Raw genomic sequence first — 16,899 nt, forward strand, 5'->3', positions numbered from 1 at the left:
GTCGATTTTCTTATATTCGTCAGAGGCGAAATAAGAGTCCTCCCCAATAAAATCCGCCGCCGACGGCGGGTGTGAGGAACAAGTCTCCTTTTTTGAATTTTCCTTTATAATAATATTCTGATAATACGATCGGGATCGAAGCCGCCGAAGTGTTTCCGACTTTTTCGAAGTTCATCAGGATTTTTTCCCTGGGGAACTTGGTTCTTTTGAGAACGTCCTGAACCACCACGTCGGTTCCGGGATGAGGAACTACCCAGTCGATGTCGTCTATCGTAAGTCCGTTCTTTTCCAAAAGAAGATCCATGGACTTGAGAGTGAGATCCGCGGCGTTGGTCACAAGTTCCGGATAACTTTTTACGTAACTCGCCGGAGGAGGTCCGGTCACGATGATTCCCGCCAAGTCTCCGTCGTCCTGCAGAAAGGAATCGATGATTCCGAAATTCTGATCCCCCGTATGTTCGAGAAATACTCCGGCGGCCGCATCTCCTGCGGTGAATTCTCCGTAACCACCCATGCGGGTTCTTACTGAAAAACGTTCGCTTCCGATCACGAGTGCGTTTTTGAATTTTCCCGTTCCTAAATACGCGGAAGCGGTTTGAACCCCGTGAACGAAACCGGTGCAAGCGGTGCTAACGTCGAATGCGAGCGCGTTTTTTGTTCCTGAAAGTTTGGAAGCCTGAGGTGCGAGATCGGGAAGATAATAACGATCGGTCCAGTTCGCGAGAATGTAGAGATCCACGTCCTCCGGTTTTTTGCCGGCGTCTTTCAGAGCCATCTCGGCGACCTGAGCCGCCATAAACATCGGGGTTTCTTTTTCGTTCGCCCTTCTTCTTTCGTTGACTCCGATATTTCCGATCACCGCTTTTTCAGCGGGATGCATTTCCGGAAATTTCAAACGAGAGCGGATCTCTTCGTTGGTTACGATCTGTTCGGGGAAATAATGACCGAAACCGGTGATTCTCACTCCGTTCGACGTTAGATTTTTTCCGCTCATAAGGGTCCTCTAGTAAATTCAAATTTCATTTTATTACGGAAGTCTTGTATATACCATAAACTGTTCTATGTAAATCTTTTCCGGATCCAATTCGCGTAAAACGGTGAGTTCTTCCGCTGTGACCGGAGGTTCTTCCTGCAGGGGAATGTCTTCGTCGGGCGGAAGCCAAGAAGTAAAACGAAGTACCGCTTCTTCCGGTTCCATCTCCTCGTCCGAGGGAGGAGCAATCCAATGCGAAAATTCGAATACATGATCCGAGTTCGGTTTTCTTTTGAATCTTCCGAATTGACAAACCGCTTCCATCACACGATCTCCGACCGAGGTGATGTAGTGTACGTGTTTCACGAATCTTCCTCGATTCGCTTTTGCGACTACGATACAATCCGCGACGGCGGCGATGTCGTTCGCACCTCCGGAGCCCACGAGAAATTTTCCCTTAGCGGTTTTTGTGGAATTGATATTGCCGAACCAATCCACTTCCGCCGCGCCCAATACTCCGAGACAATGATCGGGGACAACCGTACCGAGAATGCTCGTGATGTCGGAAAGCATCGTACATTCTTTCGTATGCAACTGACTGAAAAGAAAAACGTCTCCCGTATGAGGTTTCATCGAGTAGAAGCCGAGTTCCGTGATGACCTTCACGGAAATTCCTTCCTTCTCCAAAAAGCGAGCCGCGGTCCACGCGGAGATATGCGCGGCGCCGATTCCGGCGAGAATCGTTTTATAACCTTTTTCTTTTACGTATTCTTGAATCGCTCTTGCCGCAAGAATGATCATCTGCTCGGAGTCGTTTACCGTTTTAGGATCTTCTAATTTCTCCGCCTTGTTTTCCTCGGGAATGTTCTTCAATCTTCTTAGACGAGTGCTTCCTAAACGTTCCAAATATTCTTCGTGTCCGCCTTCGATATTTACGAAATCCGCGTACCATTTTTCGGCGCGGGAAGGAACGTTGGCGGCTTCGTTGGCTTCGATTTGAAATTCGTAGTCGTCGAGATAGGTGGAAAGACCTTCGAATGCGGGAACTCCCGGAAGATCGTATACACGCAGAGATTGAGGGTGTGCGCCAAACTCCGCGACTGCGACGGCTTTCACTCTGTTTCCGGGAATCGTAACGAGTTCCGCGGGAATGGAACCCTTGGGAACGATTCTTTCCACGGTCGCGATCACACCTTGTTTTGCGGCCAAGGCTCCCCAATAACCTTCACCGCTCGGAGGACAAAGAACAAGATTTCCTTCTTCGTCTCCGACAACGGCGTGAACAAAAGTAAGATCCGGGTTTAAGGGAAGAATGTACGCAAGGTCCACTCCCTTCTTCCCCTTGTAGTCGGGACCGGGCGAACCGTTGTGACCGGGGGATTTGTTTTGAGGATCCGGAAATAAAAACGCTGTTTTGCCTAACTTGTCGAGAATGAGATCGCTACCCAAAAGAGAGTTGGTGATAAAACCGGGAAGACGCATCGCGCCTGCCATCAATCTTTGAACGATGCTGAGAAGAGACCAGAGTTCCAACTCGAACGGTTTCCCTTCCAGTAAATTAGAATATAATGAATTAGGAGAAGGTTTCGGATAATTGTCTCCGGCAAAACCGGTGATCATACGTTTTACGATCTTTGCGATCGTAAGCGCGTGCGCGCTCGAATGAATTCCCGCCATACTGATGACGAACTCCGGATTCGTATTTTGGAAACAACGCGCAAGAGAATAGATGAGCGCGTTGGGTCTGGACATCGTCGCCGAAAGATGTAAGTGCATACCGGGACGAACCGTTTGCCGGATCATCTCGTCAGGATTTGCAAAGATCTTCGTGTTAGCTTCCAATGATTTTATCTTTCCCGAACAAGTGTAAACGTTTTGAATTTTTCGTTTTCAAACCGCTTGTTGAAATTTTTGTCTATCGATTCGCCTACGAGAAAAAGCGATAAATCGTTACACAAAAAATTCTTTTTTTAGACATCCCGAATATTTTTATACGATTCGATTTTCGACAAACACCGCATAGATTAAAGCGACGACAATGGTGGAAAGATATTCTTTTAAGAATGCACTCTAGCAAGAACTTTTTACCGAATCGAAAGCAAAACTCGGAACGGATTCAAGACAAGCATTCCGAAAACCGAAATTAAGAATAGGGAAGAACTCGGATCATTCCGCGATTTTCCCGATCGGACACGCGTTCTCCCGGACGGAAATTTATTTCCTCTCGGAGGTAAAACGAAACGAGTCCGTATACTTGAAATTCTCTTATGTCCCAATGAGGATTTCCGAAAAGCCGCTAAAAAATTATGACAGAGATACAAATAGAATTTCCGGAGCAGTATCATTTTTCGACGGAGTTATCCATACGAAAAACGGATCTTGCATTGGACATTCACGTATCGTTCGCGTCCATTCTCGACATCGTGATGGAAGCGCATCTTCAGTTCTTTCAATATCTCGGGTTTTCCGTCACGGACATCTACGGAAAGAGCATCATCTTCGCAAACGCCGGAATTCTCTATCAGGGAGAACTTCTCTACGGGGATCAGGTAAAGATCGATGTCGTATTAAATAATCTGGCGGAGAAGTCCTTCGATCTCACGTTTCGTTTATCCAAGGATCAAAGAAGGGAGAAGGTTTCCCTTGTTAAGATTCGGGTTTTGTTTTTCGATTATTCCATCCGTAAAGTGGTGCCCGTTCCGGAAGGTTTTAGAAAGATTTTTACGGAAGGAAAAATTCCTTCCTACCCATCTCCGCCCGTGGGAGCCGATATCGGAAGCGGACCGCAGAGTTCCACGCAGATCCGAAATTTCGACAAACTCGAAGTGTTGCGTCTTGCTCACGATTTGATTTTAAAAGTCTATGCGCTCGGCAACAAGATGGACGCGGTCAAACTCAAGGAACACGGACCCTTGTTTGAACATATACGATCGGTTGCGACCCTTCTTCCCGTAAGAATCGCGGGAGCCTGGGGAAGTAGAATCCTTTCCGAAAAGATCAAAAACATTCTCAAAGCGAAAGTCCATCTGGAAGAACTGCGTTATCTGCTCGTTCTCGTCCAGGATCTGAAGGTTTATTCCATCGAAAAAGAATTGTCCGATCTGGAAACGATCAACGGACATCTTAAAAAATATCTCGTCCGAGTCCGAAACGGAAAGACGAGAAAACTGATTTGAAGTATATTCTAAAATTCTAAACTATTTTTCGGAGAATTCCATGAAAGACAAAGTCGCAATGGTGACCGGAGGAAGCACCGGGATCGGAAAGGCGGTCGTTCAAGAGTTCGTCTTAAGAGGCGTAAAGGTCGTATTCTGCGGTCGCAGGCTCGACGAAGGAAAAAAACTCGAAACGAAAATCCGAGAACAAGGCGGAGACGTTTATTTCGTAACCTGCGACGTGACTTCGGGCGAACAAGTGAAAAAAGTCGTGGATACCGCGGTAGAAAAATTCGGAAGACTCGATTTCGGAATCAACAACGCGGGAATCATGGGGCTCAATCATCCTCTTCACGAATATCCCGAGAACGTTTGGGACAACGTGGTTAACGTGAACTTAAAAGGCGCGTGGCTTTCCATGAAATATCAGATCCCGGAAATTATAAAAGTCGGAGGAGGGGCCGTGGTCAACGTCTCTTCAATCTCCGGAATCAACGGAGTCGTGGGGATCAATCCATATGCGGCGGCGAAACACGGCGTTGTCGGATTAACAAAAAGCGCCGCCTTGGAATATGCGAAGAAGAATGTCCGAGTCAACGCGATTTGTCCCGGCGCCGTGAAGACCGAAATTTTGGACGAACTGTTTCATCTTGCAAAAGATCCCGAAGAGGCGGAAAAACAACTCGTGAAGTTGCATCCTCTTCACAGAATTGCGACACCCGAAGAAATCGCAAAAACGGTGGTTTGGCTTTGTAGCGAAGATTCCTCATTTATAACTGGAACGGCGATCCCGGTTGACGGAGGATATTCGGCGAAGTAGGAAAATGAAAATTCTATTTTGTGAAACCTTTTGATGGAAAAATTTGAGAGATAAATAATCATGAACCAGTCTGATCTATAATAAAAAAATAGTTTGGCGAAGATTTGTTCTTGAAGTTCGCTAATGACACATATTTATAATAGATTTTCGGAAATTATTTCAATTTCCAGTGTTTCTCCATGATTATCAACTACTTCGGAATAACGGAAAAAGGAAACTTTCGTTCGCATAACGAGGATTCGATGTATGTTTCCGGCGAGATCGTTGCCGGAACCGTATCGGGTTCGTTTGCGTCTTCCGGACTTCGAGATTCCGCAGTGGCTCCTATGATTCTCGCGCTCGCCGACGGGATGGGCGGTCATATCTCCGGGGAAATCGCAAGTCGTATGACCTTGGAGAAACTTGCCTGGACCGAACGTGCGATTCAACCTTTGGAAGAATTGCCCAGAGCCGGTTGGCAGAATCTTTTCCGCAAAATCAATCACGAGATCAACGATCACGCAAAGGCGACCGGAAGACTCGGAATGGGAACCACGTTAGTCGGCGTTCTCTTCGGAAGAAGAAAGGTTCTTGTCTTCAACATGGGAGACAGCAGGGCTTATCATCTTTCTTCCCAAGGCGTTCATAAGATTACGGTCGATCATTCCTTTTCGGATACCGTTAAAGGAAATCAGATTTCGAGAAGTTATATCACGAGTTGTATCGGAGGCGGCACCACCGATCTTCAGATGGATCTATTCGATATAACGAATTCGTTAAGCGAAGGAGATCGCATTCTTCTTTGTACGGACGGATTGACGGACGTGATTAAGATAGACGATCTGGAAGAGATTCTTAGAAACGCGTCGAGTGCGAAAGAGGCTTGTTCTCATCTTTCGGAAGAGGCCAACCTGAGAATGACGAAGGACAACACGTCCGTGATTGTGATCGAAGTCAAGGAGATGGCGCTTTCTCACGCCGAACCTTGGAAGCTTACCCCAAACGAAAGAAAACGGTAAGCGTAAAAAAGAAATCTCCGCTTGGAGTTTCCTCGAAAGAGGAACGAAACGGAAAATCAGATTTTTTTAATATTTCCAAAAATCCCAACCCGGCTCCTTTGCTGTCCTCCGGTCTTTCTCCCTTGATCTTTTCCTGATAGAGTTCCTTTACTTCTTCTCCGGTCAGCGATAAAAAGTGATCGAGTTTTGTTTGTAGGGCGGAAGCGGTTTCCGCGCTCAAAAAATTAGCGGTGGAAAGTTTCAGGATATGACTCTTTTCTTTGACTAAGATCAAACCGATTCCGTATTCTCCGTCCTTTTCAAGAGAATAGTGACTCACGTTCTGAGCCATCTCGACAAAAACGTTCAGGATCTTATTCTTTCTTTTTTCGTTCGAGATTCTATCTTTCAGAATTTCTGTCAGACTCCCGAGAATTTCATGAGTCACGGCGCCTTGGTAATAGAGAACTGATTTCAATTTTTTTGAATGATCGTATTGTCTATGAAGTCCGCCGGATTTCATCTATATTCTATTTCCTTAAAGTATATCCGGAGCGGTAAGGCTGACGAAGGAAGATTGACTTCCGATCGCAAACGCCATCGAAATCGCGTTTCTCATCCGAACCTTTCTTGCGCCTTCGGTGACATGATCGTGATCGCATTCCGGGTCCACGTCCTTGAGATTGATCGTCGGACAGAGAACCTGTTTTTCGAGCATCAGCGCGGTCGCCGCGACGTTTATGATTCCAGCCGCTCCGAACGTATGACCGAAGATCGGTTTGATCGATCCGAGTGGAGCCCATTTATTTTTCGCGAGTCCGTTGTATAACACTTTGAGGGCTCGGCTTTCCGCCATATCGTTGTTGATCGTCGCCGTTCCGTGTCCGCAGAAATAATCTATATCTCCGAGTCTGAGTCCGCTGATTTTTAGAAGTCGGTTTAAACCGGAAGCCGCTTTTTTACCGGTAAGATCCATTCTCATCGCGTGATCCGCTTCGTTGTAACTGAATGTTCCCAAAACTTCGGCGTAGATCTTGGCTCCTCTTGCAAGTGCGTGATCCATTCTTTCCATACAAAGAACGGCGGCACCTTCTCCCAAAATAAATCCGTCCCGGTTTCGATCGTACGGTTTGACCGCCGACTTCGGATTATTTTTTTCCGCGGACATGACGGAACTCGCCGGATCGGAATACATCATCATCAACGGTTTGATCAAAGGAAATTCGTGACCGCCCGCGTACATCACTTCCGCTCTTCCCTTTCGAATCGCTTGATAACAAAGACTGATTGCGTGATGCCCACCGACGCAGGCCGCCGTGATCGTAGTTACGAAACCTTGAATGTTCGCATAGATCGCGGTAAGATTGGTAGGATTGGATGCCATCGAAGTGAGAACCGAATAACGATCGAATACGCTCGAATTCTTTTCTTCATGATAAAGTTTCCATGCGTGTTCCCACCAAGCGAGAGAAGCTCTGGAAGACGAGTCGATGAATCCGACCTTCGAAGGATCGATGGAATCCTTTTCAAGTTTTGCGTCTCTTCTTGCTTCTTCCATCGCGGCCATAATCGCGAAGGTTTCTCGGTTATAATTTTTTGCGTGTTTTTCGTTTAGATCGGGTAAGAATTTTTTCCAGTCGAAGTCGTTCATTTCGGCCGCGACCTTTACGGGCATATCGTCGGTCGAAAAACGGGTGATCGTGTCTATTTGAGAATTTCCTTCGGAAAGATTTTTCCAAAACGTATCCACCGAATATGTATTGGGGAGAATCACTCCGATTCCGGTGATCGCTACTCTCGAGTTCTTACTTGCTTTTGATTTGTCCATATTCTCTTTTTATTTATTTTCTGCGGATCTGAAAGTGCGGATAACGCTGTTTTCTTTTTTTGTTTCTTACCCGGGTGGATCGTTTTCGTTTGAGAAAATTCGATCTTGTCAAGAATTTATCAACGATTGTTCCGACAAACTTTCTCGGGAAAGAATTTTAAGTACGACATTCGACGGCAAAAATCAAATCAAAAAAACTATATGTATTTTTTTTGAAGATCCGCTGAGAATCTCAACGAAAAGGCGATCAAATCGCCGTTTGGCGAAATTTGAATGCAAGAATATCGTAAAATTCGATTGTAGTTCCGTCATCTTTCCGGTATTTTGCGGGAACTCCTTCGAAAATTCCGGGCGTTTAACGGGAAACAACGAACATAAAGAGATCGGGGATTTGGAAAAAGGTCGGAACTACGGCGCGGTATACTATGGGTTTGTTTTTCTCAATCGTGGGGGATTTTCTCAGCTTCGCAGAGAGCCAACGATTACGCTTCGCTATCTTTTGGCTATTTCGCTCTCTATGGGTCGCGAAATATGTAATAAAAAAAGTTACAAAATGCTTGCCAAAGAATGAAGTCGAGAGAAACTAGATTCGTTTTCGGTTAGAAACCGGAGGAGAATGTATGTGGAACGAAACCCTTTTCGAACAAAAGAAAAAAGCTCTCGAAGGATTCGGCGTCTTATCAAAAAAATCGATCGCACGTTTTACTGAAAATTTAAAAAGCCAAGACGAATGGCAACTCCATCGGATCAATCCGATTCGCTTCGCAAAGGACAACGGATTTGAAACGGGGGAAGCTTTGGATCTTTTTCTTCACGCTGGGAAAATCGGCCTTTTGGATTTTTCATACAATATGATTTGTCCCGCATGCGGAGGAGTTGCGTCTTCCCATACTTCCTTGGATCAGATCGAAGAAAAAAGTTTTCACTGTTATATCTGCAACATGGACGTTCCGACCACCTTGGACGATCAAGTGGAAGTGAGTTTTTCCGTGAACCCTTCTCTTAAAAAACCGAATTTGAATCCTCTCAAGGACGCGCTCACGTATTTGAAATATCATATTTCCGGCAACTTTCATAAATCCAAAGAACTGCTCGATTTTATACATTCTAACTCGAAGGATTTGATCGTGATCGAACCGGGCGCGACCGAAAAAATTCTTCTGGATGCGACGGACGTTCCCGCGTATCAGTTCAGTTCGGTGGAGAATAATTCCGCGGTCTTTTTGTATTTCGACGCGAAGGAAACTACGGAAGAAAGAATCATAGATTTAAGTTTGCTTCCCACCGGTTTTACTCCGATCGAATTGCATCTCGCTCCGGGAAAATACGAGGTCAAGGTTTCCAATCGGACGATCGCGAAGTCTGGATTTCTGATCATAAAACCCAATCTAAAAAGAATATTAGAAATCGTTCATGAACATCCGACTTATATCGAACCGTTTCTTACCGCGAAGATGCTTTTGAACAATCAGACATTCCGCGAATTGTTCCGGGTTCAACAGTTGAGTAACAAACTGAATCTCAACGTGAAAAGTCTTACGATTCTTTTTACGGATCTAAGAGGTTCGACGGAGATGTATGATAAGGCGGGCGATATTCTCGCGTATCGATTGGTTCAGGAACATTTCAGACTTCTTGCGGAGACTGTGAAAAAATTCAACGGAGCGATCGTAAAGACGATGGGCGACGCGATTATGGCGACGTTTTCCAGTCCTTTGGACGGGTTGTTTGCGTCTCTTGAGATGATGTCGCGCATCGATCGTATGAACGAAGAATTCAAAGAACACGGACACGAGATCGGTTTAAAAGTAGGCTTGAACGAAGGCCCCGCGCTTGCGGTAATCAACGACGAACGTTTGGATTACTTCGGACAAAGTGTGAACATCGCGGCAAGAGTACAAGCGCTCGCTTCCGCCGGAGAAATCTGGGTAACGGAACCGATTCTTTCCAGCGCGGGAATCAGGGAAGAATTGAGTCTGCGAGGATACTATACCGAAAGACACGAAGCCTCTCTCAAAGGCGTGGGCCAAAAAGCGACCGTTCATAAATTATTCAAGAACGAAGAACAGAGAACTCTCGCGGAAGTCGTTTAACATCGTCTAAGTCGACTTTCTTGAAAACGGGAGTCGGCTTAGAAAAAATTTATTTTCAAAAAGTAAGGGCGATTCATTCTCTTGTTTTTAAAAAGGATAGGGTCATGAATCACACAATCAAGAGTTTGTTCGTTTCTATCGCGGTTCTTCTGTTTGCGATGAATTGCGGAAAATCAGGCGGGAATCTCGCCGCTGAAATGCAGGCTTTAGCCGCTAAGTCCAAGGAAATCGCCTGTTCCAAAACCGTAGAATGCGCCGGGGAACAATTTAGTAAAATGCCTGAATCGCAGAGAAAATTCATTCCTCCGATGCTTCAATCCAAAGAGGCTTGTATGGAATCCATGGAGAAAAGCGCCGCTGAACAACGCGCGAAATCCGGAAAATCCGAAGCCGATGAATTCAAGGATACAACTCCCGAAAAAATTCAAGCCGCTAAGGATTGTCTTGCGATCATCGAAAAGACTTCCTGTTCCGAAATGATGTCCCCGAACAACCCGATTCAGAAATCGGAAGCCTGCCAATTTTTATCCAGAAAGTAAATTCAGGATTTTGAATGGGATTCCGTCGCCAGTGCGTTTCAACGAGAACGGCGGCCACGGAATCGATCTGGACTGATCCAAAAAAATACCGGTCGAAAGCTGTCATATTTCTAAATTGACAAACACGTATTTTCGAAAAATCGCCGTTAGGTGAAACTATCGAATGCGACCTTTCTTATAAACTGGGAATCCGCTTCGCACCGGTCTGCCGATTTCTCCTCGACTCTCGGTAAATTCGTTTTTTATAATGTGTACATTGGCATATTTTAATATAGGAATTTTCCAAAAACACTATGAAACCTTTTTCTTTCTCTCAAACGTTGATTTCGATTCGGTTCTTGTTCTTAACGATTCTCCTTTTCGTGAATTGTGGGGGCGGTTCCGGCGCTGTTGATTTTTCGAGCGCGTTGATTTTTCTTTTGGGAGGAGGGGATAAGTCCGTTCCTATCGGAGGTTCTCATTCTCCCGTGGAAACGAGCAACGGCCCGGTTCTGAACAATCTCAATGTCACCACGGAATACCGCATCATCTCCGGCGATCCGTATCAAATCGTGTCCGTAAAATTCTCCTTAAAAAATCCGGTTTCGTTTCCCGTAACATATAAGGCTTATCTGGGAAGACCTTCGATTCTCCAGCTCAAACCGGACGGGGTCAGTGTTACGACTTATATCACCGAAAAACTCAGCACGGAACCGGGAAGTCCGGATACTTTCGTTTTTCTTTCTCCCGAAGTCAGCCAATCCTATAAGATCATCGTGATCGCTCAAAGTGCGTTCGGAAATTCCGCTAAAGAAATTATTTCCACGGCTCCGACTCCGCCTGCGGGTCCTTGTGCGGGAGCGGTTTCCGCTCCCGTTACGATCGGAGATTGTTCGAGTCATTGTATTCAGGTGACGCTTAACGGAACGAATATGGAATTCGTTTCACGTTATGTGAATACCGAACCGGCTTACTACGTGTATCTCGATATGAATAATGGTACCGCGACGGGAGGAATCGGGCCGGTTCCGTTTCAATACATAGAACTGTACGATGACGCGGGAAATGCCGTCGTTGCACCGGGTACGTATGAAACTCCGAAGGTGGGGTTCGATACGGGCGCTTACAACGAGGCTTGTATCGCGATCAGTTCATACGCAGTCGCGGATCGAGCGTCCGGATTTTCGGATAGTTATACGGTGAAAAAAGTGATCGTTCCTTGAGGCGCCGAAGGAACGTTATGCGGTCTTGAGCCACACGCTGAAAGTCGTGCGGCCGGGAGCGCAGCGGAATTCTATTTTTCCTTCGAAATTTTCCACGATCTTTTTGCAGATATCGAGTCCGAGTCCCATTCCTTCCCCGTGTTTTTTGGTCGTAAAAAACGGATCGAAAATTCTGTTTCGAATCTCTTCCGGGATTCCGTTTCCGGAATCGCTCCAAGAAACGACGATCCAAGAATCCACTTCTTCGGTTTCGATTTCGATTTTCCCTTTATAATTCATGGATTGAAGAGCGTTGTTTAGAAGATTGATCCAAACCTGATTCAGTTTATCCGCCTCGCCTAAACATTGTTTATCGGTTTTGTAATTTTTTACGACTTCCACGTCGTATCTTAGTTTCCCGTGATACAGAATCAGAATGTTTTCGATTTCCTTTCGAACGTCGATCGCGCGAATTTTTACTTTTCCGTCCTCTACTTCGGCGGCGGGGCGGAGATAATTCTTAAGCGCTTCCGTAACTCGTGTGGCCTTGTCGGTTGCGATTGATATGATTTGTCCCACACGAACGACCGTGACGAAGGATGTGATCGCTTCGAGAATCTCCCGATTTTTTTCGGAACGCAAAAGAGGAATCAAAGAATCGCCTAAGTTGTGTAAGCCGAGATCGGTCGCCGTGCTCGAGATTTCTTCCGGGTTCGGTATGTTTTCGTTTTTCAGTTTACGTTCGAGTTCTTTGCGGATCGTTCGATTGGAAAGAATGGTGGACTCCGAAATATGTTTCAGACTTTCGTCCAAAAGTTTCGTAAAACGTTCGACGTCTTCTTGGCTTAGGTCGGTCAGAAAACTCGGAATGTTTTTGAGTTCTTGATTTACCACGTCAGAAAGGGATCTGCTCGAAGAAGAAATCGCGCCGAGAGGAGTGTTTAATTCGTGAGTGATTCCTGCGGCCAGTCGTCCTATGGCGGCTAATTTTTCCAGACTTGCGTTGAGTTCGAGTATTACTTTTTCGTTTTCCTTGTTTCTCGTATGATTTACGATAAAGACCGTTCCGAGTCCGATCAACATAACGATCGTCGAAAATAGAATCAAGTCGGCTCCGCTTTCCGTTTTTTTGACCGGCATACTGACTTCTAAAATTCCTCGCACGTCGCCGACCTTCCAATCCTTCTTGGGAGATTCCGGATGAGAATTATGACAGGCGACGCAGGAAGCCTGCATTCGATCGGGTAGCGCATAACGTATGTACGGTGAAGAATCGATGTCTCGAAACACGTAGTAGGGAAGATTCGGATTCTCCTGAAGTTTAGCGAGAGCTTCCTTTTGAAAGTCGTCCAATCCTTCCTTTTTCTTTCGATTCGGAAACGGATAGTTGCTGTATAACTCGACTCGAATTCCCTCGAAACGATTTGATAGATGTTCTCCGAATTCTTTTACGATGGTCGCGGGCAGAGGAATACTTTTGGGAACGGATTTGTATTTGTATGTGACTTCGGTTCCTTCATGCAAGGCCTTGTCCACGAGATTGTCCGAGTAATAAACGCGAAGAGCGAGCATTTGTTCGGTGACGGTCTTTACGTTTCGAATCGCCGCGTTTTCAGTGTTCTTTTTTTGATAATAAAATAGGAATGCTCCGAGCAACAGTACGAGCAATATACAACCCGAAAGAAAAGTAAGGAAGATGCGTGTTTCGATCTTCGAAAAATTCGAAAGAAACGCGAATTGAAACGGTTTTTTAGAATTCATGGTCCCGCCTAATTCTTCTTTTACGAACTTTCGATTATACCATAAAAATCCGATTCAGGATCGAAGTTTGAGGTACGGTTTCAATAGACGGAGGAAATAAATCGATTCCTCTATGATTCTTCGCTTTCTTCTTCGATGACCTCGGATTCTTTTAAGGAAAATTCAGCCTTACCCAATCCGCGTTTTTTTCGATCTACGATCCAATAGAGATATAGGATTACCGCAAATACACTCTGAAGAATAAACTGAGCGAGGTGAACCGTGGTCGCATAGAACAAACCTTCGGAAGCTTTTCTTCCCATCAATACGAAAGACGAAGTGACGGATGCGTGAAACACTCCCGCACCGGAAGGAGCGGAAGGAACCATCACACCGACCGCTCCGGCAAACATGATGAGTACGATTCCCGCGTAACTCATTTCGATTCCGACAAGTTTGAGAAGAATGCCGTAACTCAACGCGTAGCCGATCAACCAAGTAAACGCGGTCAATACGGCGGGAAGAATGAATCTTTTTAAAACCAAAAAATTTCCGAGATCGCGTATATAATGCGCGAGTTTATGAAGGAACCATTCTTTTTTGCCGATGAACCCGGCGATCCAAGCAAGAACGTTGATGATCGTTTCGTTTAGGAATCTCACGGCGATCAAACCCGAAAAAATTCCCGCGATGACGAGCGAGGATATGATAAAGAAAGAATCGCTACTTTCGTCCTTGATTCCCAAAAACATAAGAGCGCAGATTCCTGCGGAGAATATAAACGAAAAGTCCAAGACCTTTTCGATAAAGAGCGCGGTGACGAGCGTAGGATATTGAAGATCGGATTCCTTTTTACAAAAATACAAACGGAAGATGTCTCCCCCTCTCGCTGGAAGAAACATGTTCGCGCCTACTCCGATAAACGAGGAAAGGAGCGCATAACGGAATTCGATTTTTTTCCCCATCAAAAGATGCCATCTCCAGGAAAAAAGGATCAACCCCCAAGCGGACGATACGCAGAAAGGAATCAAATAAATCGGTTCCCAGCGTTCCTGGATTCTTGCGAACTCGCTCAGATCCAGTTTTGAAAATAAGAATCCGAGCGCGGCTAAGCTGACTACGGTTCCGAATAGAATTCGTTTCAATGTGATGTTCCTCGTATCAACCCGGAGGCCAAAGAAGTCGGCGTTCCGCTAAAAGATGAAAGTGAATGTGAAATACGGTTTGTCCGCCATTCTTCCCCGTGTTATTCACGACCCGATAACCGTTTTCCGCGATTCCCAAATCCTTAGCGGTATCGCGGATCTTTAACAAAACGTTTGCGAGTAGGGAAGAATCTCCGTCCTCGATCTGAGCGAGGGACGTTACGTGTTTTTTCGGTATGAATACGATATGGACCGGGGCCTGCGGAGAAATATCATGAAATGCTAATATTTCTTCGTCTTCAAACGCGATCTTGGAGGGAATTTCCTTTCGGATGATCTTACAGAAAATGCAGTTCGGATCGTTCATTCGTGATTCTCCATACAAAGAGCGGCGGCTCCTAAGGCTCCGGATACGTTTCCTCCGGGCAGAATTTGAGTATAAGTTCTGAAAACGGGAAAGATCAATTCTTCGATTCTTTTTTGAAGTGTGTTTCCGAAAAGATCCCAGGATTGTACGATTCCGCCGGTGAACACGATCTTGTCCGGGTTGATCGTATGGATCAGTCCTCTACAAAGTTGTGCGAGCGCTTCGATTCCTTCGTTTAACAAGGATAAGGCGGAAGATTCTCCCTTACGGCTTCTTTCGAAAAATTCTTCCGCGGAACTTAAATGATTTCCGGTTTGTTCTTTGTATCGATTTAAAAATCCGCTCGCGCTGAAGTATGCTTCCACACATCCCTTTTGTCCGCATCCGCAGAGGGAACCGTTCGGAAGATACGTTATGTGACCCGCTTCCATTCCGCTTCCCTTATATCCGTTGAACAGTTTTCCCTGATATACCCAACCGCCTCCAAGTCCAGTTCCCAAAGTGAGAATGATCAAACTCGACGAACCCTTCCCGATTCCGAATCTGTATTCTCCGAGAGCGGCCAAATTCGCGTCGTTGTTGTAGTAAACCGGTATTGAGAAATTCTTTTTTAAATGAGCGACTAACGCGACGTTTTTTAATAACGGGAGATTGGCGGATTGGATGAGAATTCCGTTTTCCGAATCGATCGGTCCCGGGCTTCCGATTCCGATCGCCGTGAGGGAAGGGGTTTTCATTTCGGAAACGATATCGTATAACGAATTCAGAAATTGTTTTTCGTCGGTTTCCGATCCGGTGGGTCTATGAGTTTTTCCTAATATGTTTCCTTGAGAATCGACCAGATTGGCCTTGATGCTCCCGGCTCCGATATCGATTCCGAGATAGGATTTCATTTTACCACCCGGGTAAACGCTCCCTCTCTCATTTCATAGATTGTTTTTGCGTCGAATGCGAGATTCATATCATGAGTTACTAATAGAATTGTAAGTCCTCTCGAGTTGAAATCGTAGAGAAGATTTCTTACGAGTTCGCTGTTCTCCGGATCCAAATCCCCGGAAGGTTCGTCTGCGAGAAGAAGTTCCGGTTCGTTGATGAGGGATCTTGCGATCGCGGTCATCTGGATTTGTCCGCCGGAAAGTTTACTTGGATAACTCTTTCGAATCGACTCGAGTCGAAGACTTTTGATGAGGTATTCGCATTTTTCCAAATATTCTTTCGGGCTGAATTTTCCGACAAGAAGCGCGGGGAGAAGGATATTCTCCTCCACGTCCAAGTGAGGAAGAAGTTCCGAAAATTGAAAGATCAGTCCGATGTTTCTCGCGCGGAAATTGGCGAGGTTCCCGCTCGACATATCGCTTACCTTTGTGGTGTCAAAGTAAACTTCTCCCGCAGAGCTGGTTAACATTCCGGTAATCATGGATAAGAGCGTGGTTTTTCCCGAGCCGGAAGGCCCGACGATGGCGACATAGTCGGATTGGTTCATGTCGAAGGAAACACCGTTGACTGCCTTCGATTTTCCGTATTCTCGGGAAAGGTCGTTGATGCGAAGAATCATTTTCCCCTCCGAATCGAGCGGTATGGATCCAAATACGTGAGAATCGTGGAAAGAATCGCCCCGATTCCCGAAATGAGAGATATACAGATCAAAAACGCTTTCAGATAATCTAATAAACTAGAACCTTCGGCAACCCAAGGTGGGAAGAATAGGGTGGCGGCGATCGCCAAAAAGAATCCGGTTCCATGGAGAATCCAGAGTTCCGCGACCAAAAGTCGAATCGTTCCGATTCGGTTTCCCCCGACCGCCATCATAATTCCCGCGTCGGAGGTTCTGAGGAGGGTTCTCGTGAGCGCCATAAATATCAATCCGGCCGAACTCAGCAATAAAACCAACTGTGGATAATTCCGGAAGAGTTCGATACTAGAAGGGTTAGAGGGAGCCTTATCCATTCTGAGTAGAAAGATCCCGAAGATCAGAAAAAAGCAGAATAAAACGGAAAATCCTATATGAAGAATACTAATGATAATATCGCGTTTTACAATAGAATACGCGAATCTGAAGTAGGTAAGTTTTCCCATCTGGT

The 16,899-nt window shown here is 45.7% G+C and carries 16 protein-coding genes; 6 read left to right on the top strand and 10 right to left on the bottom strand.

The window, feature by feature from the left end; translation table 11 throughout:
* Positions 1–19: 19 nt before the first annotated feature.
* A complete protein-coding gene (locus CH367_RS03535) occupies positions 20–994 on the bottom strand; it encodes a ketoacyl-ACP synthase III (protein WP_100761082.1) in 975 nt (324 codons plus the stop codon).
* Positions 995–1,027: 33 nt separating this feature from the next.
* Positions 1,028–2,815 (bottom strand): CoA-transferase, encoded by a 1,788-nt coding sequence (locus CH367_RS03540; protein WP_100761083.1) that lies wholly within the window; start codon positions 2,813–2,815, stop codon positions 1,028–1,030.
* A 464-nt stretch (positions 2,816–3,279) separates the two neighbouring features.
* Here CH367_RS03540 and CH367_RS03550 point away from each other — a divergent pair, with 464 nt between their 5' ends.
* The 3 genes from CH367_RS03550 to CH367_RS03560 all read left to right on the top strand — a co-directional run bounded on the left by CH367_RS03550 (position 3,280) and on the right by CH367_RS03560 (position 5,946).
* On the top strand, positions 3,280–4,149 hold the full coding sequence (locus tag CH367_RS03550; RefSeq protein WP_100761085.1) for an acyl-CoA thioesterase: 870 nt from the start codon (positions 3,280–3,282) through the stop codon (positions 4,147–4,149).
* Between the two features lie 40 nt (positions 4,150–4,189).
* Positions 4,190–4,948 (top strand): glucose 1-dehydrogenase, encoded by a 759-nt coding sequence (locus CH367_RS03555; protein WP_100761086.1) that lies wholly within the window; start codon positions 4,190–4,192, stop codon positions 4,946–4,948.
* A 179-nt stretch (positions 4,949–5,127) separates the two neighbouring features.
* Positions 5,128–5,946, top strand: coding sequence for a PP2C family protein-serine/threonine phosphatase (locus CH367_RS03560; RefSeq protein ID WP_100761087.1), 819 nt, complete (start codon positions 5,128–5,130; stop codon positions 5,944–5,946).
* Here the strand turns inward: CH367_RS03560 and CH367_RS03565 are convergent.
* Both CH367_RS03565 and CH367_RS03570 read right to left on the bottom strand, forming a co-directional pair.
* Positions 5,921–6,448, bottom strand: coding sequence for a SiaB family protein kinase (locus tag CH367_RS03565; RefSeq protein ID WP_100761088.1), 528 nt, complete (start codon positions 6,446–6,448; stop codon positions 5,921–5,923). The genes CH367_RS03560 and CH367_RS03565 overlap by 26 nt on opposite strands.
* A gap of 15 nt (positions 6,449–6,463) precedes the next feature.
* Positions 6,464–7,753: a beta-ketoacyl-[acyl-carrier-protein] synthase family protein gene (locus tag CH367_RS03570; protein ID WP_100761089.1), complete on the bottom strand. Its 1,290-nt coding sequence runs from the start codon at positions 7,751–7,753 to the stop codon at positions 6,464–6,466.
* A gap of 620 nt (positions 7,754–8,373) precedes the next feature.
* Between CH367_RS03570 and CH367_RS03580 the strand changes: the two genes are divergently transcribed.
* The 3 genes from CH367_RS03580 (at position 8,374) to CH367_RS03590 (ending at position 11,587) form a co-directional block, all read left to right on the top strand.
* A complete protein-coding gene (locus CH367_RS03580; protein WP_100761091.1) occupies positions 8,374–9,846 on the top strand; it encodes an adenylate/guanylate cyclase domain-containing protein in 1,473 nt (490 codons plus the stop codon).
* 104 nt (positions 9,847–9,950) lie between these two features.
* Entirely contained in the window at positions 9,951–10,385 is a 435-nt protein-coding gene (locus CH367_RS03585) for an LA_2478/LA_2722/LA_4182 family protein (protein ID WP_125226088.1), read from the top strand.
* A 293-nt stretch (positions 10,386–10,678) separates the two neighbouring features.
* Complete coding sequence (locus tag CH367_RS03590) at positions 10,679–11,587, top strand: hypothetical protein (RefSeq protein WP_100761093.1); 909 nt, start codon at positions 10,679–10,681, stop codon at positions 11,585–11,587.
* Between the two features lie 15 nt (positions 11,588–11,602).
* Here CH367_RS03590 and CH367_RS03595 read toward each other — a convergent pair whose 3' ends face one another.
* From CH367_RS03595 to CH367_RS03620, 6 genes are all read right to left on the bottom strand, one after another.
* Positions 11,603–13,327 (bottom strand): ATP-binding protein, encoded by a 1,725-nt coding sequence (locus CH367_RS03595; protein WP_100761094.1) that lies wholly within the window; start codon positions 13,325–13,327, stop codon positions 11,603–11,605.
* A gap of 110 nt (positions 13,328–13,437) precedes the next feature.
* The gene (locus CH367_RS03600; protein WP_100761095.1) at positions 13,438–14,451 is read right to left on the bottom strand and encodes a lysylphosphatidylglycerol synthase transmembrane domain-containing protein; all 1,014 of its coding nucleotides are present in this window, start codon (positions 14,449–14,451) and stop codon (positions 13,438–13,440) included.
* Positions 14,452–14,467: 16 nt separating this feature from the next.
* Positions 14,468–14,818 carry a histidine triad nucleotide-binding protein gene (locus tag CH367_RS03605; RefSeq protein ID WP_100761096.1) on the bottom strand — a complete coding sequence of 117 codons (351 nt, stop codon included), beginning with the start codon at positions 14,816–14,818 and terminating at the stop codon, positions 14,468–14,470.
* Complete coding sequence (locus CH367_RS03610) at positions 14,815–15,711, bottom strand: ROK family protein (RefSeq protein WP_100761097.1); 897 nt, start codon at positions 15,709–15,711, stop codon at positions 14,815–14,817. Before CH367_RS03610 ends, CH367_RS03605 begins: the two co-directional genes overlap by 4 nt.
* Entirely contained in the window at positions 15,708–16,373 is a 666-nt protein-coding gene (locus CH367_RS03615) for an ABC transporter ATP-binding protein (RefSeq protein ID WP_100761098.1), read from the bottom strand. The genes CH367_RS03610 and CH367_RS03615 overlap by 4 nt, the downstream gene beginning before the upstream one ends.
* On the bottom strand, positions 16,370–16,894 hold the full coding sequence (locus CH367_RS03620; RefSeq protein ID WP_100761099.1) for an ABC transporter permease: 525 nt from the start codon (positions 16,892–16,894) through the stop codon (positions 16,370–16,372). Before CH367_RS03620 ends, CH367_RS03615 begins: the two co-directional genes overlap by 4 nt.
* Between the last annotated feature and the right edge of the window lie 5 nt (positions 16,895–16,899).

Origin of the sequence: Leptospira barantonii, from assembly GCF_002811925.1 — a bacterium.
GTDB classification, from domain to species: Bacteria; Spirochaetota; Leptospiria; order Leptospirales; family Leptospiraceae; genus Leptospira; species Leptospira barantonii.